The 25,050-nt window shown below is 36.7% G+C and carries 24 protein-coding genes and 1 tRNA gene; 15 read left to right on the forward strand and 10 right to left on the reverse strand.

The features are described from left to right. The first annotated feature begins 35 nt into the window (after nucleotides 1–35). From AAGF08_RS19180 to AAGF08_RS19190, 3 genes are all read left to right on the forward strand, one after another. Nucleotides 36–869: a TonB-dependent receptor plug domain-containing protein gene (locus AAGF08_RS19180; protein ID WP_343513021.1), complete on the forward strand. Its 834-nt coding sequence runs from the start codon at nucleotides 36–38 to the stop codon at nucleotides 867–869. Nucleotides 870–901: 32 nt separating this feature from the next. Continuing rightward, complete coding sequence (locus AAGF08_RS19185; RefSeq protein ID WP_343513022.1) at nucleotides 902–1,264, forward strand: TonB-dependent receptor; 363 nt, start codon at nucleotides 902–904, stop codon at nucleotides 1,262–1,264. Between the two features lie 125 nt (nucleotides 1,265–1,389). Further along, nucleotides 1,390–1,563 (forward strand): hypothetical protein, encoded by a 174-nt coding sequence (locus AAGF08_RS19190; RefSeq protein WP_343513023.1) that lies wholly within the window; start codon nucleotides 1,390–1,392, stop codon nucleotides 1,561–1,563. 438 nt (nucleotides 1,564–2,001) lie between these two features. Here the strand turns inward: AAGF08_RS19190 and AAGF08_RS19195 are convergent. From AAGF08_RS19195 to AAGF08_RS19205, 3 genes are all read right to left on the reverse strand, one after another. Further along, nucleotides 2,002–2,076, reverse strand: a tRNA-Val gene (locus AAGF08_RS19195). A gap of 155 nt (nucleotides 2,077–2,231) precedes the next feature. Continuing rightward, entirely contained in the window at nucleotides 2,232–3,776 is a 1,545-nt protein-coding gene (locus AAGF08_RS19200; protein ID WP_343513024.1) for an aldehyde dehydrogenase family protein, read from the reverse strand. Between the two features lie 44 nt (nucleotides 3,777–3,820). Further along, nucleotides 3,821–4,864: a DUF4421 domain-containing protein gene (locus tag AAGF08_RS19205; protein ID WP_343513025.1), complete on the reverse strand. Its 1,044-nt coding sequence runs from the start codon at nucleotides 4,862–4,864 to the stop codon at nucleotides 3,821–3,823. Nucleotides 4,865–5,175: 311 nt separating this feature from the next. Here AAGF08_RS19205 and AAGF08_RS19210 point away from each other — a divergent pair, with 311 nt between their 5' ends. Then, nucleotides 5,176–5,970, forward strand: a complete 795-nt coding sequence (locus AAGF08_RS19210) for a glycosyltransferase family A protein (protein WP_343513026.1) — start codon at nucleotides 5,176–5,178, stop codon at nucleotides 5,968–5,970. A 71-nt stretch (nucleotides 5,971–6,041) separates the two neighbouring features. After that, on the forward strand, nucleotides 6,042–6,863 hold the full coding sequence (locus AAGF08_RS19215; RefSeq protein WP_343513027.1) for an FkbM family methyltransferase: 822 nt from the start codon (nucleotides 6,042–6,044) through the stop codon (nucleotides 6,861–6,863). 4 nt (nucleotides 6,864–6,867) lie between these two features. On the opposite strand, the gene AAGF08_RS19220 is transcribed toward AAGF08_RS19215, so the two are convergent. Together AAGF08_RS19220 and AAGF08_RS19225 are read right to left on the reverse strand one after the other, a co-directional pair. Then, nucleotides 6,868–7,578 (reverse strand): glycosyltransferase family 2 protein, encoded by a 711-nt coding sequence (locus AAGF08_RS19220; protein ID WP_343513028.1) that lies wholly within the window; start codon nucleotides 7,576–7,578, stop codon nucleotides 6,868–6,870. A gap of 91 nt (nucleotides 7,579–7,669) precedes the next feature. After that, nucleotides 7,670–8,872 (reverse strand): pyridoxal phosphate-dependent aminotransferase, encoded by a 1,203-nt coding sequence (locus AAGF08_RS19225; RefSeq protein ID WP_343513030.1) that lies wholly within the window; start codon nucleotides 8,870–8,872, stop codon nucleotides 7,670–7,672. A 135-nt stretch (nucleotides 8,873–9,007) separates the two neighbouring features. On the opposite strand from AAGF08_RS19225, the gene AAGF08_RS19230 reads away from it, so the two are divergent. After that, entirely contained in the window at nucleotides 9,008–9,847 is an 840-nt protein-coding gene (locus AAGF08_RS19230; protein ID WP_343513032.1) for a hypothetical protein, read from the forward strand. Between the two features lie 4 nt (nucleotides 9,848–9,851). Here the strand turns inward: AAGF08_RS19230 and AAGF08_RS19235 are convergent, their stop codons facing one another. Further along, nucleotides 9,852–10,379 (reverse strand): YSC84-related protein, encoded by a 528-nt coding sequence (locus AAGF08_RS19235; protein WP_343513033.1) that lies wholly within the window; start codon nucleotides 10,377–10,379, stop codon nucleotides 9,852–9,854. A gap of 26 nt (nucleotides 10,380–10,405) precedes the next feature. Next, nucleotides 10,406–10,762, reverse strand: a complete 357-nt coding sequence (locus AAGF08_RS19240) for a YraN family protein (RefSeq protein ID WP_343513034.1) — start codon at nucleotides 10,760–10,762, stop codon at nucleotides 10,406–10,408. An 81-nt stretch (nucleotides 10,763–10,843) separates the two neighbouring features. Here AAGF08_RS19240 and lipB point away from each other — a divergent pair, with 81 nt between their 5' ends. From lipB to AAGF08_RS19270, 6 genes are read left to right on the forward strand one after another with little or no spacing between them, the layout of a single operon-like run. Further along, a complete protein-coding gene (gene lipB / locus AAGF08_RS19245; protein ID WP_343513035.1) occupies nucleotides 10,844–11,563 on the forward strand; it encodes a lipoyl(octanoyl) transferase LipB in 720 nt (239 codons plus the stop codon). A gap of 3 nt (nucleotides 11,564–11,566) precedes the next feature. After that, complete coding sequence (locus AAGF08_RS19250) at nucleotides 11,567–11,962, forward strand: hypothetical protein (RefSeq protein ID WP_343513036.1); 396 nt, start codon at nucleotides 11,567–11,569, stop codon at nucleotides 11,960–11,962. An 11-nt stretch (nucleotides 11,963–11,973) separates the two neighbouring features. Next, entirely contained in the window at nucleotides 11,974–12,723 is a 750-nt protein-coding gene (locus AAGF08_RS19255; RefSeq protein WP_343513037.1) for a 3'-5' exonuclease, read from the forward strand. 54 nt (nucleotides 12,724–12,777) lie between these two features. Further along, nucleotides 12,778–14,979 (forward strand): ribonuclease R, encoded by a 2,202-nt coding sequence (gene rnr, locus AAGF08_RS19260; RefSeq protein WP_343513038.1) that lies wholly within the window; start codon nucleotides 12,778–12,780, stop codon nucleotides 14,977–14,979. Continuing rightward, entirely contained in the window at nucleotides 14,942–15,928 is a 987-nt protein-coding gene (locus tag AAGF08_RS19265; RefSeq protein ID WP_343513039.1) for a polyprenyl synthetase family protein, read from the forward strand. Before rnr ends, AAGF08_RS19265 begins: the two co-directional genes overlap by 38 nt. 2 nt (nucleotides 15,929–15,930) lie before the next feature. Next, nucleotides 15,931–16,560, forward strand: coding sequence for a rhomboid family intramembrane serine protease (locus AAGF08_RS19270; protein ID WP_343513040.1), 630 nt, complete (start codon nucleotides 15,931–15,933; stop codon nucleotides 16,558–16,560). A 33-nt stretch (nucleotides 16,561–16,593) separates the two neighbouring features. Here AAGF08_RS19270 and AAGF08_RS19275 read toward each other — a convergent pair whose 3' ends face one another. The 3 genes from AAGF08_RS19275 to rplU form a co-directional block, all read right to left on the reverse strand. Further along, complete coding sequence (locus AAGF08_RS19275; protein ID WP_343513041.1) at nucleotides 16,594–19,647, reverse strand: glycosyl hydrolase; 3,054 nt, start codon at nucleotides 19,645–19,647, stop codon at nucleotides 16,594–16,596. A gap of 149 nt (nucleotides 19,648–19,796) precedes the next feature. Next, a complete protein-coding gene (gene rpmA / locus AAGF08_RS19280) occupies nucleotides 19,797–20,057 on the reverse strand; it encodes a 50S ribosomal protein L27 (protein WP_074222821.1) in 261 nt (86 codons plus the stop codon). A gap of 33 nt (nucleotides 20,058–20,090) precedes the next feature. Continuing rightward, entirely contained in the window at nucleotides 20,091–20,402 is a 312-nt protein-coding gene (gene rplU, locus AAGF08_RS19285; RefSeq protein ID WP_343513042.1) for a 50S ribosomal protein L21, read from the reverse strand. A 593-nt stretch (nucleotides 20,403–20,995) separates the two neighbouring features. On the opposite strand from rplU, the gene AAGF08_RS19290 reads away from it, so the two are divergent. The 3 genes from AAGF08_RS19290 (at nucleotide 20,996) to AAGF08_RS19300 (ending at nucleotide 24,941) form a co-directional block, all read left to right on the forward strand. Then, complete coding sequence (locus tag AAGF08_RS19290) at nucleotides 20,996–21,976, forward strand: ribonucleotide-diphosphate reductase subunit beta (RefSeq protein WP_343513043.1); 981 nt, start codon at nucleotides 20,996–20,998, stop codon at nucleotides 21,974–21,976. Nucleotides 21,977–22,016: 40 nt separating this feature from the next. After that, nucleotides 22,017–24,416: a ribonucleoside-diphosphate reductase subunit alpha gene (locus AAGF08_RS19295; RefSeq protein WP_343513044.1), complete on the forward strand. Its 2,400-nt coding sequence runs from the start codon at nucleotides 22,017–22,019 to the stop codon at nucleotides 24,414–24,416. 81 nt (nucleotides 24,417–24,497) lie between these two features. Continuing rightward, on the forward strand, nucleotides 24,498–24,941 hold the full coding sequence (locus AAGF08_RS19300) for a hypothetical protein (RefSeq protein ID WP_343513046.1): 444 nt from the start codon (nucleotides 24,498–24,500) through the stop codon (nucleotides 24,939–24,941). The last annotated feature ends 109 nt before the right edge of the window (nucleotides 24,942–25,050 follow it).

Genomic DNA, 25,050 nt, shown 5'->3' on the forward strand with positions numbered 1-25,050 from the left:
TTGGGATCCGAGGAGGATCGTTTGCCCAAACACTTATGCTTCTCAACGGTATCAAATTAACAGATCCTCAAACAGGCCATCACATGATGAATATCCCTGTTCCATTGGTAAATGTGGATAGAGTAGAAGTTCTAAAAGGTCCAGGCTCCAGGATTTTTGGTCAGAATGCCTACGCTGGAGCCATAAATGTTATTACGGCTTTGAATGATGAACAGTATCTAAGATTGCAAGGTTATGCAGGTGACTTTGGGATGAAAGGTGTCAATTTTGCGGGTTCACTCCCAATGGGAAAATACAGGCAAAACCTTGCCCTTTCCTACGATGATTCAAATGGCTATCAATACAATTCAGCCAATAAAGTCAGTAATATATTTTACGAGGGAGGAATTGACATCAATAACAATAGTGCAATTCGTGGAATGCTGGCTTATACGGACAGAACTTTTAGCGCTAATGGGTTTTATTCAAGCTCCTTTCCTGATCAATGGGAAAGTATACAGACGACTTTGGCTTCATTTACTCACACACTAAACCTTTCAAGTTTTTACCTCAACACCAGAACTTATTACAGGCATAATACAGATGAATATCGTCTGAGACGAAATGAAACTGAATTTTACCAAAACAATCATACCTCTGAAGTCTTTGCTTTGGAAGCAAATGGGAATTTAAAAAGCTCCCTAGGGACCACAGGATTTGGTTTGAAAACAAGAAAGAAATCTCTGGTAAGTAACAACCTTGGAAATAGAGAAAGAAATCTCAGTGGAATTTTTCTAGAGCACTTAGTGAATTTGGGATCAAAAGTAGACCTGAGAGCAGGTGTTTATTCAATTACAATTCAGGATATGGCTGGAAGCATTTCCCTGTAGCATAAATTGGTTTTCAGGCGAATGATGAAGCCTTGTGCTTTTTTTCCGGTTATGGAGTCAGTTATAGAACCCCAAGTTTTACAGACCTTTATTATGTTGGTCCAACGAATATTGGAAATGATCAACTAAAACCAGAAGAAGCCCAAAACTTTGAAGTAGGAGCCAAGTGGGCCAAATCAGGATTTAGAGTTGAACTGGTTTATTTCCTAAGAAATACTGACAATTTGATTGAATGGACTAGGCCAGATAAAAGTACACCTTGGCAACCTCAAAACTTCAATGAAGTCAAATTTAATGGAATTGAAGCATCTCTTTTTTACAGAGTAAACCCAAGCAATTGGCTGGTTCAGGTAAGAGAATTTAGCTTTTCCTACATTTTTATCAAGCTGATCTAATCCAACAACCAGGCATTGAAACAAGATATGCTTTAACTTTTTTAAAAAACCATGTAATTGGCGGTGTCCTTTTTGGAATAGGAAAAAAAATTGAATGGAATACGAAATTCCGATATGTGGATCGGATGAATCAGGATCCTTATTTTTTGATGGACATGAGAGTAGATTACAATCGAATTGGTAAAATTGGGTTCTTTGCTGAAGCTTCAAATTTAACCGATACCGAATATATTGAAGCAGCGACAATCCAAATGCCTGGAAGATGGTTTCGGGCAGGTTTTATGCTAAACATCCAATAAGCAAAAGGAGAGTTTTTGATCAAACTTTCCTTTTCATTTTTATGACAAAAAATATAAAATGCGAAAGAAACTGATAAGCTTGTTCGCTCTATAAACAATTTTGAACTGATTAATTTTTATTTATTAATTCCTAATTAAATTAATCAGGGATTTTTCAATAAATGACCTAGACTATGAAAGCTTAAATAGTTGGTAGTTTATTTTAGGCTATCGGGTTACTTGTTTGAAAGTATACCCAAATATTTTGGCTGGGTTTAACAGATTATACCAAAATGAAAGAGAAAATGCCGAGAATAACGGTTAACAGTTTTATGCTTCTCTATTTAATAATGTAATGCTAATTGTGATTCTATTAGGATACCCTTTTTCAATTTGGCTTGATCAGCTAAATCTGAAGATCCATAAAACAAAAAATCCCGAGGATATCGGAATTGAAAGTGGGAGTTGAGGGATTCGAACCCCCGACCCTCTGCTTGTAAGGCAGATGCTCTGAACCAACTGAGCTAAACTCCCATTGTATCTCAAATGGATTGCAAAGGTAATTTCTATTTTCTTTTAGCCAAACATTTTCTTTGACAAAAGCTATAAGCTATTGAAAATGAGCTATAATATTTTTCCCTAATCTTCCAAAAGACACTCTACTGCTGTAAAGAAGCCAGTATTTTCAATTAAATATCAAACTTAATCCCTTGAGCCAAAGGTAAATTAGAGCTATAATTGATCGTATTGGTCTGACGACGCATATAGGCTTTCCAGGCATCCGAACCAGACTCCCTTCCTCCTCCTGTTTCTTTTTCCCCACCAAAAGCTCCTCCAATTTCAGCTCCTGAAGTACCAATATTGACGTTAGCTATCCCACAATCCGATCCAGCGACTGAAAGGAATGCCTCTGCTTCTCGCATATTCAAGGTCATAATTGCTGAAGATAGGCCTTGTGGAACTCCATTCTGTATAGCAATTGCTTCCTCGATCGTATCGTATTTTATCAAATATAAGATTGGAGCGAACGTTTCATGCTGGACGATTTCGAATTGATTTTCAGCTTCAAAAATCGCAGGTTTTACATAGCAACCTGACTCATATCCATCTCCCTCTAAAACCCCTCCTGCTACCACTACTTTCCCACCTTCTTCGATTATTTTTTTTGTAGCAGCCAAATACATGTTAACCGCATCCTTATCGATCACTGGTCCAACATGATTTTTCTCATCCAAGGGATTTCCGATTACCAGTTTTGAATAGGCTTTTGCCAACCTGGTTTTTACTTCCTCAAAAATACTCGAATGAACTATCAGTCTTCGGGTTGAAGTACATCGCTGTCCGGCTGTGCCAACTGCTCCAAACAAAGCTCCTCTAATTGCTATGTCCATATCAGCTTCAGGGGTAATAATAATTGCATTGTTCCCCCCTAATTCTAATAAGGATCTCCCTAACCGACCGCCTACTGCTTGTCCAACTAACTTGCCCATTCGGGTAGATCCTGTCGCAGAAATCAATGGAATACGGGGATCGTGTGACATCAACTCTCCAACTTTATAATCACCAATGATCAATGAACAAATTCCTTCTGGCATCCCGTGTTTTTCAAAAACCTTTGCTGCGATTTTCTGACAGGCAATCCCTGAAAGTGGCGCTTTTTCAGAAGGTTTCCAAAGACAAACATCTCCGCAAACCCAAGCTAAAGCAGCATTCCAAGACCAAACCGCAACTGGAAAATTAAAAGCAGAAATTATACCTACAATCCCCAATGGGTGCCACTGTTCGTACATTCTATGTCCAGGGCGCTCAGAATGCATTGTAAGACCATATAACTGACGAGATAAACCTACAGCAAAATCACAGATATCAATCATCTCCTGCACTTCACCCAATCCTTCCTGGTAAGACTTTCCCATTTCATAAGAGACAAGCTTTCCCAAATCTGCTTTTATTTCCCTTAACGCATTTCCGATTTCCCGTACAATTTCTCCTCTTTGGGGAGCAGGAACAAGCCTCCAAGTTTCGAATGCCTTTTGAGCTTGAGAAATTATCGCATCATAAGTTTCCTTATTGGAGATTTGAACTTCGGCAATTAATTTTCCATCGGCTGGAGAAAATGATGATATAAAAGCTTCTCCTGAATCCTGCCATTGGATTCCAGTAGAATTTCCCAAATTCTTTGATTTAATACCAAGTCGCTCTAATGATTTCTTAATTCCAAATTGATCTGACATACTTTTTGAATTTATACTTAAACTCGTAATTGTTTTGTTCTTATTTAATGAGGGAGATTTTTATTGATTATTCGCATTGGATTTATTTTATAAAACCAATCTGAAAATTCTTTACTCACCTTGAATTTATAAATGAGGTTCAAACGATAATTCCCAGTATTTACCGCTTGATCAAAAGGTCTTTGAAGTACAAGATTAAGATTTTTATAAACATAATTTACATTGATCGAAAATCGCTTATTATTATAGCCAAAAAAACCTCTAAGCAGATAAGTTGGTACTCCCCCCCATTTTTTAAATTCCACATCTTCCCTTTCCCATCGGGCGAAGCCAACGCTATAATTAACCGAAGCAACTCCAGTCAAAAAAAATCCATTCCAAAAAACTAAGGTGCCTGCTAGCCCTACATTGGGCCCAAATTGGAAATAGTTTGCTTTTTTAAAATTCAAATCGTTCACTGATTCATTTTCGGGAATCAACAAAGAGTCCCCTTTCATACTTCCAACATAACTCTCAAATCCTATAAAGGGAGAAAAAGCAGACTTCTTCTGAATTGCTACCTGATTAAAGGCAGCAGCCAAAGTAAGTTTTTCTCCTCCAAACAAATAATTAGCATTAAGTCCTATGGAATTCAATTTCATATCTTTTCTCAAGTATTTCGTATCTGAATTCTCAAGAAATTTCTGATCCATAGTATACCCCCGATAAAACTGAGCATATAAATCAAAGATCCATTTTTGAGGATATGCATGAGCCTGAAGATCCAAATACGTAGGCCAATTCTTCTGTCTGTCAGGATTCATAAACCCAAAAGGCACTGCAACATTTAACGTGAAAAACTGATACGTGAATCCTAATCCAAGATTGATCCCAGAATTTGGTTCAAAAACATAATTTCGTTCTTGATCTGGAACACGGATTAATAAATTGGTGTACTTACGGGACAAGTAAAGTCTGGAAATAAATAATTTTTCTTGTACATCAATATAGTTAGTGTCGAGTTTTGGATTATCGACTTGGGCAAGAAGGGGAGCAAGTCCTATAATGCAAAATAAGAAAGAAAAAATAAGCTTCCGGGATAAGACCATGCATCAAAGAAATGAAATTTTAATTCAAAATTTTACTAAAAATCATCAAAAAAAAATCCGGATTTTCATCCGGATTTTTGAAAACTGATAGAGTTCGAAAAATGAATCCTTACCGAATTCAAAGTCTTAAAAAATCAAATAATAGAGAAAAGTTGTTTAATCACCTCTATAAATTTATTACTTCTATTTAATTAAACAAATTATTGTTTGGATTTTTTCAGTTTATTCTAATAAAAAAAGTCTTAATCACCGATAAATAGAACAATATAAAAATGTCAGAAAAACGAATAATTAGTTTTTAATTTGTACCTATGGAACGTCCAAAACCTTTGGTGAGTGTTATAATTCCTTGTTACAATCAAGCCCAATATTTAAAGGAAACTGTATTATCCGCTCTAAATTCAGATTATTCTGCTTTAGAAATTATCATAGTAAATGATGGATCTACGGACGGAAGCAAAGAATTAGCTGAACAATTGGCTAATCAGTATCAAGAGATTAAAGTTCTTAATCAGCAGAACCAAGGTGTAACTGTTGCTCGTAATCGGGGAATTGAATCATCAAAAGGGGTTTTTATTTTGTGTTTAGATGGGGACGACCTTATTTCGAAAAATTACTTAGAGGAAGCTGCAAATACCCTAACGAAAAGACCTGAAGTAAAAGTGGTTTATTGTAAAGCATTAAAATTCAACAAAAAGAAGAAAAAGCTATGGAAACTTAAACCATTTACAAGGAATCTTTTGGCAAGAGATAATATGATTTTTGTATCGGCGTTATTTAGGAAATCCGATTGGGAGGCCTGCGGAGGATTTTCGGAGGACATGAACTATGGCCGTGAGGATTGGGAGTTTTGGATAAAAATGTTAAAAGATGGGGGTGAAGTAATTCAACTTCCATTTGTAGGCTTTTTCTATAGGCTTACTCCAAGTAGCAAAAGAAAGAAAACTGGCACAAATGAGAAAAAAAGGGCGAGAATAGCTTATTTAAATTCTAAACATCAGGATTTCTTCGAGCGAGAATTAAATGGACCTTTACGCTTTCAGCGAACATGGTCAAAGCCATATAACACTTTATTGAAGTTTTTGGGCTTACCTTTAAGAAAATAAATAATTCAAGTATTTTATAAGAACTACTCTAAATTATTTCTTTAATTCGCTCCGTAACTAGAACAGTGTTGATGAAAAACGCATTAAAGAATTTAATTAAAAATAGTTGGAAGAAGAAACGTTTTGAATTAAGTGCCTCTAATCATCCATTTTTCACATTTTATTATAAAAATCTTTATTCCCCAAAAAAGGGGAGCTTAGCAGAGTTCCTATCGGAGTATTCCAAGTCAAAAATTGGAAAGTTTTTTGTCATCCAAATAGGTGCAAATGACGGAATCACAAATGATCCCATTCATAAATTTATTAAAAGAGATCATTGGAAAGGTGTTTTGCTTGAGCCACAGCCCAATGTTTTCACGAATGAATTATCCAAAATCTATCAATATGATAAGGGAATATATCCTATTTGTGCAGCAATAGGTTCATTAGACGGGAGTCAAAAATTATACAAAATCGCATTTAGTGAAGATAGATGGGCCACTGGATTGGCATCTTTTTCTTTGGAAAAAATTGAATTAGCCTTTAAAAATGGAGTTGTAGAAAAAAACTGCAGCAAAGAAGGTATCCTAATACCAGAAAACCCAAAGGATAGAATCAGTTTCACAGAAGTATTGGTAATCTCCCCCGATACTCTAATACAAAAGTATCAGATTTCAAAAATTGATTTGCTTCAAATCGATGCAGAGGGCTATGATTTAGAAGTGATAAAAATCTTTGACATTGCTAGAACGCAACCAGAAGCAATTATTTTTGAGAATGAAAATCTGGACCCAAATGATCTAGAAGCTTGTTATGAGTTACTTCGATCTAATGGGTATTTATTGAAGGAATTTGGAAGGGACACTCTTGCTTTGAAATCTACCAATCAGAAGATGCTTCAATTCATGGACTGAAAAATTATATTTTATCCAAGCCTTTCCAGAATTTCAAGAAATAGTACTTAATAGGATTCGAGTATTTCAATTGTTTCCAAGGTCGACTTGCATGGGGACGATGCCAGACCGGAGCATTCATCAGCACATAATTCTCAAAACCCAATTCAATTGCCTTCTTCGAAATAAAGGTATCATACCAATCTTTTGCCTCATCTAATTCAGTAAAGTCAAATGCCTTCAAAAATGGCAATGAAAACAAGGTACAGCAAAAACTAAGACTTCTTTGGGTAGAAATAACGGATTCTTTAACTCCCTTAAACTTCAAATATGGAAAGTTAACAACCCCTTTTTCATCCACTGTCACAGAACCAACCAAACCGGAATTTAAGTGCGTCTGTTGATAATTTAATAGAGTGGAAATTGTATCAGGCTTAACCACAACATCAGATTCCACTACTAAAACTGGTATTCCTTTTTCTAACCCCATTTTTTGGGAAAGTTGCAATACCAATTTGTAATTGGGAGAAGGATGATCCGTCAGGTCTTCAATGTGGATTAATTCATATCCAATGCTGGATATATTTTCTTCTAACTTTTGCTTGGTTTCAACCGTACTAAAATCATTGAAAATTACGTGATGAACTTTTACATCCGAAGCAGCGATTGCTTTTGCCGTGTCCAGAGTAGTTTCTATGGAATTTTTGACGGGTGTTATTACTATTACTTCGGCCATAAAAAAGATTTGCCCAAAATTAAGTCTTTCCGGCTAGGCAAAAAAATAACCCCGAAAATCTTCAGGGTTATCCTCAATTTTAAAATGGGGATTAGGCTAATTCACCCAGTGCTTTTTTCATTCTCCCCAAAGCTTCTTTCAAATCCTCTTCAGATGCTGCATAAGACAAACGCACGCATGAAGGAGCCCCAAAAGCAGCTCCAGTCACCAACGATACATTCGCTACTTCCAACAAGTATAAACAAAGATCATCTGCATTGTTGATGGTATGTCCATGTGCAGACTTGCCAAAAAATGCTGTCACATCTGGGAAGAAATAAAATGCTCCTTCAGGAACGTGGGTCTTAATTCCCGGGATTTCTTTTAGTAAACCCATAACCAACTCTCTCCTTTTAAAATAAGCCTTTGCCATTTCTTTTGAAGGAGTTTGATCATGGGATATAGCAGTCAAGGCTGCTCTTTGGGCAATACCTGTTCCTCCAGAAGTAAATTGTCCCTGAATTTTTTCTACTGCTTTAGCTATATATAAAGGTCCGCAAATATATCCCACTCTCCAGCCTGTCATCGCATATCCTTTTGAGAATCCATTGACTGTAATTGTTCTTTCAAACATCCCAGGGAAGGATGCAATACTATAATTTCTTCCGGCGAAATTAATCAATTCGTAAATCTCATCAGCAATCACCATAAGATTATCATTCTTCAAGATCACTTGAGCTATTTCTTCTAATTCCTCTTTACTAAAAACAGATCCAGTTGGATTACATGGAGATGAATAGATTACAGCTTTTGTTTTTGGAGTAATAGCCTCTTCCAATTGTGCTGCTGTAGCCTTGAAGTTATTTTCTAACGTACCCTCGATCAAAACCGGTACTCCTCCCGCCAATTTGATGATTTCAGCATAACTCACCCAGTAAGGCGAAAAGATTACCACCTCATCTCCTTCATTGATCAAACACATGAATACATTGGCAATAGAATGCTTTGCTCCGGTGGATACCACTATATTTTCAGCCTTTGCTTCAGAAATTTCATTTTCCTCTCTTAGCTTTTTTGCTATTGCCTCTCTCAAATCCTGATATCCTGCCACAGGAGGGTAAGAAAAGTATTTCCCTTCATCAATCGCATCCTTTGCAGCTTCCTGAATATGCTTAGGGGTTTTAAAATCAGGTTCACCGAGACTTAACCCAATGATGTCAATACCTTTGGATTTCAGCTCTCTGGCTTTTTTTGCCATTGCCAGCGTAGCTGATTCTTCCATATTAATAATCCGATCTGATAGAATAGATTTCATTTTTTCCTGTGGTTTATTCAAAATCTCCCAAAAATAGAGAGAAGATTATAAAATCTAAACAAATGTCAGCATTTGATATTGAAATGTTATTTTTGAAATGAAATACAAGCAAAGAGATGGCGTTTAAAATATACAATGAATAAGTTTTCTTTATTTCTATTATTCATCCTAATACTGCAAGAAACTGCTTTTGCTCAAAAAGCTGAATCAGATCCCGATTCTTCAGGAGTTGTGAATTCCAATCTTTTGCCTACGACCATGCCCTTGTTACTTTTTGATGACGGTGCTGAAAAAGAAGAGAAAAAAGAAAAAAAGAAAAAAGCGAGAAAAAACATCTGGTTCGGTGTCAAAACAAAAAGAGGCTTGGCTAAAAGAAATATTCGTGGACAAGAAATCTATGAGTTTTTTAATTATACCGAACAGGAAAGGCCTTTAGATCCATACATCCGTGACGTGTATTGGTTTGATGCCCAAGAGAGAAACATTCGAACTTCTGGATATCAAGAAGGAAAAGGCTATTTACTTCATGGTCCTTATGAAAGGAAAATCAATGAGACAGTAGTAGAGAGCGGTATGTTTTATTTTGGTACGAAGCACAAAACTTGGATGCTTTTTGATTCAAAAAATGTACTTCTCGATAAAAATCACTTCAATGAAGGGTGGCCAAGAGAATCAAGGGTTTCATTCTATGATAGAACTACCCAAAAAGTTGAGGAAATTACCCCGATCCAATATGGGTTGGAAGAGGGAAATTATTTTTATTTCTATGATGATAGGCAAGTTGCGGTCACTGGTGAATATCAATATGGGGAAAAAGTAGGTCTTTGGACAGAATATTGGGACACTGGAAATACCAAAGCCATCAGAAAGCGTGAAATTCAATATCAGGAGGAAGCATACACAAAAAATTTCCGCCCATATATCCGCGCAGAATGGGATAAGGACGGAAATTTAGTCTACAGGAAGGAAATGTAATTTTCTATTTCTCCCTGTATTTGAACTGTTGACCTCCTACAGAAGCTTCATACATCAAGCCTCCTTTTGTTCTTGTAAATACCGCTACACCATCTACATATTCTGCATTTAATGAAGCACCAGAAGCTGCTGCCACCGCTGACACCTGTGCCGCCATTTCAATTTTATTTTCTTTAAATCTATCAAACTCCTCTTCAGATTCGAAAAAAACCACCTCGCTGTAAACTTGACCACCTGCTTGAAAACCAATGGTCACCTGCGTCATTTTTGCAAACCCAATCATTTCACCTTTTTCATAAGCCACTCCATTTCCTGCTGCACCGCCAATTCCCAATCCGCCCTTTCCTACGTTTGGAAGTATGATATAAGCATAAGATTCGTCAAAAAACTTAGCCATGTCAGGATCATCTTTTAAAAAAGCCTCTTTGGCGTCCTGGCTATCTTCTATGATTTGATCATCTTTTTTACTTGTTTGAGCTACAACAGCAAAAGCAAAAATTGAAAGGATAAAAGAGACTAAAAACTTTTTCATATCTGTAAATCTTTTTGGGTTGATTTTCAATAAAAGGCGTCTTCAAAATGTTTGAAATTGTAAGCACCAGTCCTGTCTCTGTAAACGCCAACAATATCAAAACGGATATCAAAATCCCAATTATTCTCATAAATGTACTGATCCGCTGCTTTAATTATTAGTTTCCTTTTAGTGTAGTCAACAAATTCTTCTGCATACCCAAAGCCAGTACCGGAACGAAACTTAACTTCCACAAATACCAAAAGCTTTTTATAGGTTAAAATAAGATCGATTTCAGCATACCCATGGCGATAATTTTGCTCTTGAAGTTCAAAACCTTTTTCGATCAGCCATTTCGAAGCTAATTCTTCTGCCAATCGCCCACTGTCGTTATGTTCAGCCATCTTGAATAATTGCTTAATTTTGAAAAATAATAGAACGGAAAGCCAAAAAAAGGAGTTGATTAAAAACTCCATAGGCATCAGATGAACGAAATTATTAATAAAAAAGTTGAATTCCGAGATCTCGGAAAGATGGACTATCAAGAAGCTTGGGATTTTCAGGAGTCAATTTTTGCAGAGATTGTTTCTAAAAAAATTAAGAATAGAAATTTGACTCTTGATTTGCAGGAAAAGACTGAAAATTATGTCTTTTTTGTAGAGCACCCACATGTGTATACCTTGGGGAAAAGCGGAAAGGAAGAAAATTTACTATTGGACGAGCAAGGTCTCCAAAATCACGAGGCACGTTATTATAAGATCAATCGTGGTGGGGATATTACTTATCATGGCCCAGGACAGTTGGTGGGATATCCTATCTTGGACCTTGATAATTTTTTCACAGATATCCATAAATATTTAAGATTTCTTGAAGAAGCAATCATCCGTACCCTGTTGGATTATCAAATTGAATCAGGTAGAATTGAAGGATTGACCGGGGTATGGATTGATCATATTGAACAGAAAAATCCAAGAAAAATTTGTGCAATGGGAGTAAAATCCAGCCGTTGGGTTACGATGCATGGTTTTGCATTTAATATCAACACTGATTTGAATTTCTTTAACCATATTATCCCCTGTGGAATTGATGATAAAGCCGTTACTTCCCTAAGCAAAGAACTCGAAAGAGAAATCAATCTAAACGAGGTAAAAGAAAAAGTTAAAAACCATCTTGTAGATCTATTTGAGATGGAATTAGTTAATTAATAAATGAAAAAGGATATTGATTTTCAACCAGTAACTGGTGTTAAACTGGCTATTGTAAAAGAAAAAAACAATACGGATTGGAATGTATATATTCTCAATCTGAACTTAATTGAATTAAGAACAGTCATGATCACCTCGAAAGGTTATGGGATGCTAAAAGGAGAAAAGAGGCTTACTTCAACCTTGAGGCATATGATCGAGGAATTGGGTCCACAATCCTTTGCAAAAGTTGAACCGATTGATCCGGGAGTATTTTCATTGACGAATGAATTTTGGGTGAGTTATTATATCCTTGATCAGATTTTTGATAAAAAGTTTATATTTACTCCAGGTAGTTTTAACCCTACCAACTTTCAGGAAATCCCGGAGCTGGGCCTGGAAGGGATTCTTCATAGTTAAATCCACTGTTTATGGCTAACTTTTTTGATCAATTAGGGGATATTCTTTTTTTGGACATTGAAACAGCATCATTGACCGAAAAATTTGAGGACCTGAGTCCGAGGTTAAGGGATGAGTGGATCAAAAAAGAAAAACTGATTCAAACAGACCATGGAAAAGTAGAACCAGGAGCACTATACTTTGATAAAGCTGGGATACATGCTGAATTTGGTCAGGTTATTTGCGTTGGTGTAGGGTATTTTCAATGGAAAAAAAAGGATAAAAAACTCGTTTTTAGATCTAAAGTTTTCTCAAATGAAGACGAAAGGGAACTTCTTTTGTCATTAAATGGATTATTAGAGAAGAAAAAATGGATTCTTTGTGCACATAACGGGAAAGAATTTGATTTCCCTTACTTATGTAGAAGAATGCTAGTGCAAGGAGTTTCATTGCCAGAACCTCTACAAATCGCAGGGAAAAAGCCTTGGGAGGTAAGGCATTTGGACACCCTTGAGCTTTGGAAATTTGGGGATTATAAGCATTACACCCGACTGGAACTTTTAGCTGCAGTTTTTGGCATTCCCACTTCCAAAGAAGACCTAGATGGCAGTCAGGTCAATACCACTTTTCACCTAGAAAAAGATATAAATCGAATCAAAACTTATTGCCGAAAAGACGTAGAAGTAACTGCCCGCGTTTATTTAGCTATGCACCCTCAACTTGACGAAATGGAAATTGAGATGGTGCACCTAGAAGATTCACCAAAAGATCGTAAAGGTTAATGCAAAAAGGCATATAAATCTTTATACATTGGATTAACACAACAACCCCGACAAATGGGAAGAAAATCAGACAGAAAAAAATCAAAAAACAGTAAAAGAGGACATAGTAACGATCAGGCCAATTTGACCAGGCGCATCCTCCAATTTTTAGACGCTAATTATGGAGATGAATTCAACTCCAAACAAATAATAAAGAAGTTAGAAATTCGCGACTCACTAAGCAAAGGTGCCGTAGAACCCATTTTATCGAAACTGGTTGATAGCGGTCACGTTTCAAAAAACCCCAGAAATTATTATTCATCTACAAAGGATCCAAATTTTATCATCGGTACTGTCGACTATGTAAATCCAAGATTTGCATTTATCATACCGGATGATCCAACCCAAAATGACGGGGATATTCTTGTGAAAGAGGCAGATATGAAACAAGCCTTAGATGGGGATAAAGTCAGAATAATGGTCTATCCATTAAAAGGGAAATTTGGAAAGTCCGAAGGCAAAGTCTTAGAGGTCCTTGAAAGAGATAGAGACGAGTTTGTAGGTAGAGTTGAAATTTCACCTCGCTTTGCATTTGTGGTTCCTGATTTTAAGAAAATGCACAAGGATATCTTTGTGCATAGAGGTGATTTAATGGGAGCCCAGCATAATGAAAAAGTAATTGTAAAGATTTCCGAATGGAGAGATGGAGATAAAAACCCCAGTGGAAAAGTCATTCGAGTCTTAGGTCAGGCTGGCTTGCATGAAGTGGAAATCCACTCAATCATGGCTGAGTTTGGACTTCCTTTTGAATATCCAAAAGAGCCCGAAGCTGAAGCCAATTCCATTTCTGATAAGATTCCAGAAAAGGAAATTAAGAAGCGGAAGGACTTTAGAGAAATCTCTACTTTTACAATCGATCCTGCTGATGCAAAAGACTTTGATGATGCTATTTCTTATCAAGTACTTCCAAATGGAAATCTTGAGGTTGGAGTACATATTGCAGATGTAACTCACTATGTTCAACCAAAAACAGCATTAGAAAAAGAGGCATATGACAGAGCAACCTCCGTTTATTTGGTTGATAGAACCATCCCAATGCTACCGGAAAAATTGAGTAACGGCTTGTGCTCTTTAAGACCAAATGAGGATAAGCTTACCTTCTCCTGTGTTTTTGAAATGGATAGAGATGCCAATGTGATTAAACATTGGATAGGAAGAACCATTATCCATTCCGATAGAAGATTTGCTTATGAAGAGGCACAAGAAAACATTGACAACCAATCTGGAGATTTCTTTAGCGAATTGACTCTATTGAACAATCTTGCCAAAAAAGTGCGAAAACGAAGATTTGACCACGGAGCTGTAAATTTTGAGACAGTGGAAGTTAAATTTAAGCTAGACGAAAAAGGAACGCCTCTTGGATTGATAGTCAAAGAGAGAAAAGACATCCATAAACTGATTGAGGAGTTCATGCTTTTAGCGAATAAATATGTAGCAGAATTCGTGTTCAAAAAAGGAAAGGGAAAAGACACATTTGTTTATAGAACTCATGATTCTCCTGACATGGAAAGACTGGAGACTTTTTCAGGTTTTGCGAAACGATTCGGACATGAATTTGATATAGAAAATGAGAGGAAAGTCTCAGGAGCGTTGAATAAATTGATGGATGAAATTCAAGGTAAGCCCGAACAAAATGTTTTGGAACAGCTTGCTATCAGGAGTATGGCAAAAGCAAAATATACCACCGATCCAAAAGGGCACTTTGGTTTAGCATTTGCGCATTATACTCACTTCACTTCTCCTATTCGAAGGTATCCAGACATGATGGTGCATCGATTATTGGATCATTATCTTCAAGGTGGAAAAACTCCTGATGCAGAAGACTGGGAACCAAAATGTGTTCATTCTTCTGAACGGGAAAAAAGAGCTGCTGATGCTGAAAGGGCGTCGATCAAGTATAAGCAAGTGGAATTTATGTCTCTTGCCGAACAGAAAGATTACGAAGGTTTAGTAAGTGGAATTACTGAATGGGGAGTTTTTGTAGAAATCACAGAAACCAAATGTGAAGGAATGATCCGTGTTCAGGATATGAATGATGATTATTACGAATTCGACCAGAAAAATATGAGACTGGTTGGATCTAAAACAAAAAAAATGATCACTTTGGGCGACAAAGTGAAGGTCAGAGTAGTTAATACTGATATTGACCGAAGAACTATAGATTTGGAATTTGCAGACAATGATGGGAAAAAGCCACGCGGCAGAGCTATTAGATAAACTAGAGACTTTTTTGAAGTCTCAAAATTTCGGAGAATCACCAATAGAATTATACAAGCCAATTGAATATATTCTAAGCTTAGGAGGTAAAAGGATTAGGCCATTATTGAGCCTCCTGACCTATGGAATGTATCAAAATGCCCCGGAAAAAATCCTGAAGCAAGCTTCAGCAATCGAAGTGTTTCACAACTTCACCTTAATGCATGATGACATCATGGATCAGGCTCCTCTAAGAAGAGGTAAAGATACCGTTCATGAGAAGTGGAATGAAAACATAGCTATTTTATCAGGTGATGTAATGCTTGTTAGAGCATATGATCTTCTTCTTGAAACCGACAAAAGTCTTTTACCAGAAATAATAAAAATTTTCAATAAGACTGCTGCGGAAGTTTGTGAAGGTCAACAATTTGATATGAACTTCGAAAGTCTTCCAAAAGTATCAGAGGAGGAATATATAAATATGATCCGACTTAAAACTGCAGTTTTATTAGGTTGTGCTTTAAAGATTGGAGCCGTATTAGGAGGAGCTGAAGAAGTTGAGGCAAATAAGCTTTATGATTTCGGAGTAAATATTGGGATTGGTTTTCAACTCAAAGATGATTTATTAGATGTTTATGCAGATCAGGCAAAATTCGGCAAGCAAGTAGGTGGTGACATTATCTCCAACAAAAAAACATTTTTGCTCATCAAGGCATTAGAACTTGCAAAGGGAAAGGATTCTCAGGAATTGAATCATTGGTTATCCCAGACAGAATTTGATAAAGCGGAAAAGGTAGATTCAGTAAAAGCTATTTACGGAAAACTTGGCATCAAAAAACTTACGGAGGATAAGATGAACAGTTATTTTCAGGCGGGTTTTCATCAGCTGGAAAATATTAAGTTCAATAACCAATCCTATTTTGATGAACTCAAGCAAATTACCGTGGACTTGATCCATCGAGAAAAATAAATATGAATTTATCAATTACGGTGGTGCTGATAATCATCACAGCAATTTCAAGTATTTCCGGATTCAATAAACCAGTGTTTATTAACCGTTGGATGTTTGTGCCCTATTTAATCAAGAGAAGAAATCAATGGGACCGATTTATAACCTCTGGATTGATTCACAAGGATTACATGCATTTATTGTTCAACATGTTTACATTCTATTTTTTTGGAGGATTCGTTGAACAATTTCTGAGGTATAAGTTTGGAGTGCTTTTGGGAGGCTTCATTTTTGTGCTTTTCTATTTATTGGGAATAATACTATCAGATATTCCTACCTATTTAAAAAACCAAGATAATAGCCACTATCGTGCATTAGGGGCATCTGGTGGAACAGCCGCAACAGTGTTTGCTAGTATTATCATTATGCCTTTGTCTGATATTTGCCTATTTGGGATCCTTTGCTTGCCAGGCTTTATTCTAGGTGGTTTATTTTTAATCTATTCCTATGTAAAAGGTAAAAACGGGGAAGATGCGATCAACCATGATGCCCATTTGTACGGAGCAATTTTTGGAATAATTTTTATTTTGATTATTTCCCCTCAAAGTACACTTCAGTTCTTTGATCAAATAAAATCATACAGACCGTTTTAAAAAAAAACTCCCGATTTCTCGGGAGTTTTTAATCTATTTTTTCTTATCCAATTTTGTCCGCATCTCTTCAATATTGAAAATCTGTGAAATCTGGGTTTGTTCTAACTTCTTGAACCGTGCCAACTGCACATCGATTTTCTCTGTAAGTTCTTCTTTTACTTCATAAGATTGATCTGTTGGAGCCCAATCTCCATTTCCAACTACAGAGCTAAGATGAGCCAATTTATTATTCAATCTGATAGGGAAATTTAAAGGATCCTGACGGCTTTGGTTCTGAGTTTGGTAAAGTGTTTTTTCAATCTCATCCATTTCTGCCTTTATCATTTCTATATTTTCTGGCTTTGTATCCAGACTATCCATCTCAGATCTATACTGACGAATAAGCTTGATCACTTTATGTGTCTCTGTTAACTTATCCCTCACATCAATCAAGTAATTATATTGAGCTACCAGATCCTCTTGAGTAGCTTCATATCTTGGATCAGCTAATACTTTAAATGACTCTTCTTGAGCTTCTCCATCAAGGGTTACCTTTACTTTGTAGGTTCCAGGGACCACTTTGGGGCCGGTTAGGTTTCCTGACCACATGATGAGACCTTCAAAGCCTTCTGCTTCTTCAACACGAAGATTCCAATTAAACTCATTACTTCCCTCTTTAACTTTTAAAGTGTCCCCATCAATCCCTTTGGTAGAAAAAACTCTTAAAGGTTGATCATTGGAATCAAAAAATTCAATTTTCAATTCTTCTTGAGGCTTTTCATTAATATAGTAATACACAAGCACACCACCTGGCCTATTAGTACCTGCTGTTAAACTCTTTCGTTTTGAGCCATCCATTCTATAGGAATCCTGTGGTTTGAATAGTGTTAAATTACTATTCTCCATTCCTGGCTCAGCCTGATGTAAAACTGTTAAATCATCTATTATCCAAAAAGACCTACCCTGAGTGGCTGCAATCAAATTATTTTCTTTAATCGCCAAATCCGTAATGGGAACGATAGGAAGATTCAACTGTAAAGAATGCCAAGAAGCTCCATCATCTTCGGAATAATACATTCCTGTTTCAGTTCCTGCATATAGCATCCCTCTTTTCACAGGGTCGGCCCGAATTACCCGGGTAAAATGCTCTTCATTTATGCCCGAAGTGATTTTAGTCCATGTCTTTCCGTAATCCTTTGTAGTATACAAATAAGGTTCATAGTTACCACTTTTATATCCAGTTGCAGCAAAATATGCTTCAGCTGGATCAAAGGGACTTGCTTCAATACTATTTATTTGCAACCATTCTGGCATATCTGTAGGGGTTACATTTTGCCAAGAAGCACCATTATCTTGGGTAACGTGCACCAATCCATCATCAGATCCAGCCCAAAGAACTCCAGCTTTAACTGGTGATTCAGCAGCTGTAAAAATAGTCGCATAATATTCTACAGAGGTATTATCCTTGGTGATTGGTCCACCTGAAGGACCTAATTTACTTTTATCATTTCTAGTCAAATCAGGAGAAAAGACCTCCCATCTTTGGCCTTCATTTGTAGATCGATGAAATTGGTTACTGGTAGTATAAAGAAGTTTTGGATTATGAGGAGAAAAGAAAATAGGGAAGTTCCATTGGAATCTATACTTCATATCTTCTGCCCCATGCCCCATTGGATTGTTTGGGTAAACATTTACTGATCTTGAAGTTCTATTATCATGGTTAACCCTAGTTAAATATCCACCATATGACCCTCCATAAACAATATCATTATTTAGTGGGTCAGGAGCAATCCATCCACTTTCACCTCCAGCTGTTCGCTCCCAGTCTGATTCAGAAATCGATCTTCCATCATTTCTATGCCGGATCCGTACTGTCGAATTATCCTGCTGGGCTCCATATATTCTATAAGGAAAGCTATTATCTGTTGTTACCCTATAAAATTGGGAAGTTGGCTGGTTCATTAAACTTGACCAATTATTTCCTCCGTCATCAGTTATTTGAGCACCTCCATCATCAGCGATAATCATCCTTTGATTATTATCCGGATCTATCCAAAGGTCATGATGATCTCCGTGAGGAGCATTTGCACTCTTAAAGGTCTTGCCTCCATCTGTCGATTTATGATAACTGACATTCAATACATAAACCGTTTCTTCATCCTTAGGATCAGCAAATATCCTGGTGTAATACCAAGCTCTTTGTCTTAAGTTTCGATCTTCGTTTGTTTTTTCCCAAGATTCGCCTCCATCTTTAGATACAAAAACACCTCCATTTTCATTTTCTATTATGGCATAAACTCTTTCTGAATTTACAGGGGATATGGAGACGCCCATGATTCCAAGGATTCCCTCGGGGAAACCTTCTTTTTTCGTTAAATCCTCCCATGTTTTTCCACCATCGGTAGTTCTAAACATTTTGGAACCGGGCCCGCCACTTTCCAAACTATAGGGAGTTCGCTTGATATCCCAGGTTGTTGCAAAAAGTATATTCGGGTTGTTTGGATCCATCACTAAATCCACAGCCCCAGCTACATCGCTTGAAAAAAGAATATTCTCCCAAGTTATTCCTCCGTCGACCGTCTTATAGACTCCTCTTGTTTCATCCGGTTTGAAAATATCACCCATCACTGCAGCATAGACAACATCTGGGTTTTCTGGATGAATTCTCATTCTGGAAATAAATCTACTTTTCTCCAACCCAGCTTGCTCCCAGTTTTCTCCGGCATCAGTGCTTTTCCATACCCCATAACCAAAAGAAACATTTCCCCTGACAGTTTTTTCTCCACCTCCTGCATAAACGACGCTTGTATCACTTTTTGAAACTGCTACCGCTCCTATTGACCCTCCGAAAAACCCATCAGAAACAGGTTTCCATGTATTCCCAGAATCAACGGTTTTCCAAACACCTCCTCCGGTCGACGCGAAATAATAAGAGTGGTCGCTGCCAGCGACTCCGGTTACTCCATCAGATCGCCCACCTCTATGTGGACCTACTAAGCGCCATTCAAGGGCATCATAAATTTCAGGCTTAGGAACATCTTGTGCAAAAGAAATTCCTGATAGCCCCATCAGAATACACAGTATTCCGTAACGTATCAATTTGCTCATAATAATTAATTTGGTGGTTTTCCAAGTTAATAATTTAGGCAAAGTCTTTGGAACTTAAATTGAAAAAATGACTATTGGCAGAAGGAAATAATAAAGGCACAAAAAAAGCCCCTCTTTTGGAGGGGCTTTTGAATGATATAATTAAAAGATTATGCTTCAGCTGGTAACACACTTACGTATGACTTACCATCGAATTTCTTTTTAAATGTCACAACTCCATCAGAAAGAGCAAATAATGTATGGTCTTTACCTACCCCTACATTTTCTCCAGCATGATGCTTTGTACCTCTTTGTCTAATGATGATATTTCCAGCAATTACTTGCTCACCACCAAATTTCTTCACACCCAATCTTTTGGAATGTGACTCTCTTCCGTTTTTGGAACTACCGACGCCTTTTTTGTGTGCCATGGTTTTATTCTTTTATGTTTTCAGAGAGAAAACTTATAGTACAATATTTTCGATCAATACTTTAGTAAAGTCTTGTCTATGACCGTTCTTCTTTTTGTAGCCTTTACGACGCTTCTTTTTGAAGACGATGACTTTATCACCTTTTACATGATCTAGGATTTTCCCAGATACCTTTGCTCCTGATAATAGAGGAGCTCCTACTGACACAGAGCCATCAGCTTCAGCTAATAAAACTTGGTCAAATTCCACGGAAGCGCCAGCTTCACCTTCTAGCTTGGGAGCGAAGACGAACTGATCTTTTGTTACTTTGAACTGCTTTCCTGCGATGTTTACAATTGCGTACATGAGTATTTTGAATTCTTAGTCGAAATCGGAGTGCAAATATAAGGAAGATGATTGGAAGAAAAAAACAGTCTCCAAAAATATATACCCCCTTCTAACTCCACTTTTTTATATAATGAATATTCACAGGTGGTTAATATTCCAAAAAATTGGATATCGCACATATTCTTGTTTTCAAATTTGTATTTTAAAACCTAAAAAATCCTCTTTACATATTGATATTCAATTAATTGAATAAAACAGTAGAAACCAAAAATAATTTGACCATGGTTCAAAAACGTACTTGAATTTTGGTAAAAAAAATTTTTTTCAAGTTTATAAAAAAAATTTAAAGGGTCGATATTGGCTTATTTAGCTAATCTTTTACTTTTTATAAGTACATTTATCATCCTGAATTATAGCTTTTTAAACACTATTTGACTATAGTTCAAAAACTTGGTTTAAGTACACCTTTAGGTATTTTATTTGTCCAAATTGGTTCACATATTTGTTCAAAGGCTGTTCTGAAAAGGCAGCCTTTCTCATCCCCGCACCGTGAGATATCAAAAATAGGAAGCCAATTAATTTTAATACGAAATAATTATTTAGAGAGAAAGATGCAGCAAGAACCAATTTTATCAGAAAACAAAAACAGATTTGTATTATTTCCTATCCAACACACAGACATTTGGCAATTTTATAAAAAGGCTGAGGCAAGTTTTTGGACAGCAGAAGAGATTGACCTGGGTCAGGATATGGTTGATTGGAAAAGTTTAAACGATGGAGAAAGACATTTTATATCTCATGTATTAGCATTTTTTGCGGCGAGTGATGGAATTGTAAACGAAAACCTAGCAGAACATTTTGTGGCAGAAGTCCAATATACAGAGGCCAAGTTTTTCTACGGATTTCAAATTGCGATGGAGAACATCCACTCGGAAACCTACAGTCTTTTAATTGATACATATATTAAAGACGGTGCTGAGAGGGATAAATTACTAAATGCAATAGAACATATAGATTGTGTTAAGAAGAAAGCTGATTGGGCCCTTAGATGGATTGATAATGGTTCCTTCCAGGAAAGGCTGATTGCTTTTGCTGCTGTTGAAGGGATTTTCTTCTCTGGCTCATTTTGCTCTATTTTTTGGTTAAAGAAAAGAGGATTGATGCCTGGGCTTACTTTCTCAAATGAGTTGATTTCAAGAGACGAAGGTTTGCATTGTGATTTTGCCTGCCATCTATATACCAAACATGTGGTTAATCCATTACCAAAAGAAACTGTTAGAGAGATTATAATTGATGCAGTGACAATTGAAAAGGAATTTGTAACCGACGCTTTGCCTGTTAGGCTAATAGGAATGAATGCCGATTTAATGTGTCAATATATTGAATTTGTAGCTGATAGATTATTAGTGGAATTAGATTGTGAAAAGGTATGGAACAGTACCAATCCCTTTGATTTCATGGATATGATTTCACTTCAAGGTAAAACCAACTTCTTTGAAAAAAGAGTAGGCGACTATCAAAAAGCTGGAGTTATGAAATCAACTGAAGCGACAGATTCATCTCCAAGATTCTCCATAGGAGAGGACTTTTAATTTTATCCCATAACCCACTTACCCTAAATCTCCAAAGTATATGTTAGTAATAAAAAGAGACGGAAGAAGAGAGTCAGTAAGATTTGACAAAATCACTGCTCGTATTGAAAATCTTTGCTATGGATTAGATCCCAAATTCATTCAGCCAATAGAAGTTGCTAAAAAAGTAATCGATGGTTTATACGATGGTGTCACAACAACCGAGCTAGATAATCTTGCTGCTGAGGTTTGTGCTTCCCTGACAGTTAAGCATCCTGACTACGCTGTTTTAGCAGCTAGAATTGCTATATCTAACCTTCACAAAACCACCAGTCAGTCCTTCTCAAATACGATGAAGAGACTATATACTTACATCAATCCTAAGACTGGAGCAAATGCGTCTTTGATTGATCCGGAAGTTTATGGTGTGATAAAGAAAAATGCTGCAAAATTTGATGCTGCAATTGACTATAAAAGAGATTTTGACTACGATTACTTTGGGTATAAAACTTTGGAGAGAAGTTACCTGATTCGACTTGATGGTAAAGTAGTGGAGAGACCTCAGCATATGCTAATGAGAGTAGCGGTTGGAATCCATAAGGGAGATATAGATTCAGTTTTGGAGACTTATAATCTGCTTTCTCAGAAATGGTTTACTCATGCTACTCCAACGCTCTTTAACGCAGGAACTCCGAAACCACAACTTTCTTCATGTTTCTTATTGACCATGAAGGATGATAGTATTGATGGAATTTATGACACATTAAAGCAATGCGCCAAGATTTCTCAGTCAGCTGGAGGTATTGGACTTTCTATACATCATGTTAGGGCCAAAGGATCGTATATCAAAGGGACGAATGGAGTTTCTAACGGAATAGTGCCTATGCTCAGGAATTTTGACATGACGGCTCGCTATGTGGATCAAGGTGGTGGAAAAAGAAAAGGAAGTTTTGCAATTTATCTTGAGCCTTGGCATGCAGATGTAAAAGACTTTTTGGAATTGAAGAGAAACCATGGTAAAGAGGAGATGAGAGCAAGAGATTTATTCTATGCTCTTTGGATCCCAGATTTATTCATGAAGCGGGTTGAGCAAAATGAAAATTGGTCCCTCTTTTGCCCAAATGAAGCTCCAGGATTATCCGAATGTCATGGTGAAGAGTTCGAAAGACTGTATGAAAAGTATGAGAGAGAAGGAAGAGCAAGAGAGACGATAAAAGCTCAGGAACTTTGGTTTGAGATATTAGAATCCCAGATCGAAACAGGTACACCATACATGCTTTATAAAGATGCTGCTAATGGAAAGTCAAATCAAAAAAATCTGGGCACAATTAAATCATCAAACCTCTGTACTGAAATAATAGAATACACTTCTCCAGATGAAGTTGCCGTTTGTAATCTGGCCTCATTGGCTCTACCAAAATTTGTGAGAATGGGCCCTGATGGTAAGTTATTCTTTGACCATCAAAAATTATATGAGATCACGAAAGTGGCAACGAGAAACTTAAATAAAGTTATTGATGTCAATTATTACCCTGTTGAAGAAGCAAGAAGATCAAACTTTAGACATAGACCAATAGGCTTAGGAGTTCAGGGATTGGCAGATGCTTTCATCATGTTAAGAATGCCATTTGAATCAGCAGAAGCAAAAGGATTAAATGAAGATATCTTCGAAACGATTTATTACGCTGCAGCTGAAACTTCCATGGAGCTTGCAATGCTTGAAGGAACCTATGAAACATATGAAGGCTCCCCTGCTTCTCAAGGTATTTTACAATTTGATATGTGGGGAGTGACTCCAAAATCAGGAAGGTGGGATTGGAATACATTAAAAGAAAAAATCAAAAAGAATGGTATGAGAAACTCTCTATTGGTTGCTCCTATGCCGACTGCTTCAACCTCCCAAATTCTTGGAAATAACGAATGCTTTGAGCCATATACCACAAATATCTACACAAGAAGGACTCTTTCCGGTGAATTCATAGTAGTGAATAAGCATTTAATGAAAGATTTGATCCGATTAGGTCTTTGGGATGATACTATGAGAAATAGATTGATTTCAACAAATGGATCTGTACAAACTCTTCCAGGAGTTCCTCAAAACATCAAGGATATTTATAAGACAGTTTGGGAAATTTCACAAAAGGTCGTGATTGACATGGCTGCAGACAGAGGGGCTTACATTTGTCAATCTCAAAGTATGAATGTCTTTTTACAAGATCCTAACTTTGGAAAGCTTACTTCTATGCATTTTTATGCATGGAAAAAAGGACTAAAAACCGGAATGTATTACCTGAGATCTCAAGCTGCTACAAGTGCTATTAAGTTCACATTGGACAAGAGTAATTTTGAGCCTAAAGTGGACAAAGCAATGCAGGAAGAGATGGATGCTAAATCACAAAAACAAGATGCTATTTCTTGTTCATTGGATGATCCTGATGGATGCGAAATGTGCGGTAGTTAAAAATTTAGAGTTCGTTAAATGGTAAAAGGCGTTTGATTCTATCAAACGCTTTTTTTTGCCTTAATTACTAAAAATAAACACATGAATAGTTCAGAAATAAACCAAAAGCTTAAACGCTTAAATGAAGAAACTCAAGCTAAATTTGGGATAATGTCCCCTCAACATATGGTGGAACATTTAACAATTACTGTTAAGCTTTCTAGCGGAAGAATTTCCTATCCTCCTTTCTCGCCCAATGAGAAACAATTAGCACAAAAAGAAACACTAATTTATACTGAAATAGAATTCCCAAAGGGCATTAAGGCACCTGGGTTAGGAGATAATCTTATGCCTCTTAAAAATAAAACGTTAGATCAGGCAAAGGAGCAACTGATTAATAGCTTAAATGCATATGAGGAATATTTCAAAGAAAATCCAGACGCTAGGACAATCCATCCCCGCTTTGGATTATTGACATTTAAAGAATGGGAACTATTCCATCCGAAGCATTTTAAACATCACTTTAGCCAGTTTAATATCTGGTAAGCAGATCATTGTTTAAAACGAAATAGGCAAAAAGGTTTGAACAACTAAAGGTCATTTTTATATAAATCTTCCAAATAAGTTAAACAAAAAAAAGCCAGCTGATGTAGCT

It is taken from the genome of Algoriphagus sp. SE2 (genome assembly GCF_039563885.1).
GTDB lineage: Bacteria > Bacteroidota > Bacteroidia > Cytophagales > Cyclobacteriaceae > Algoriphagus.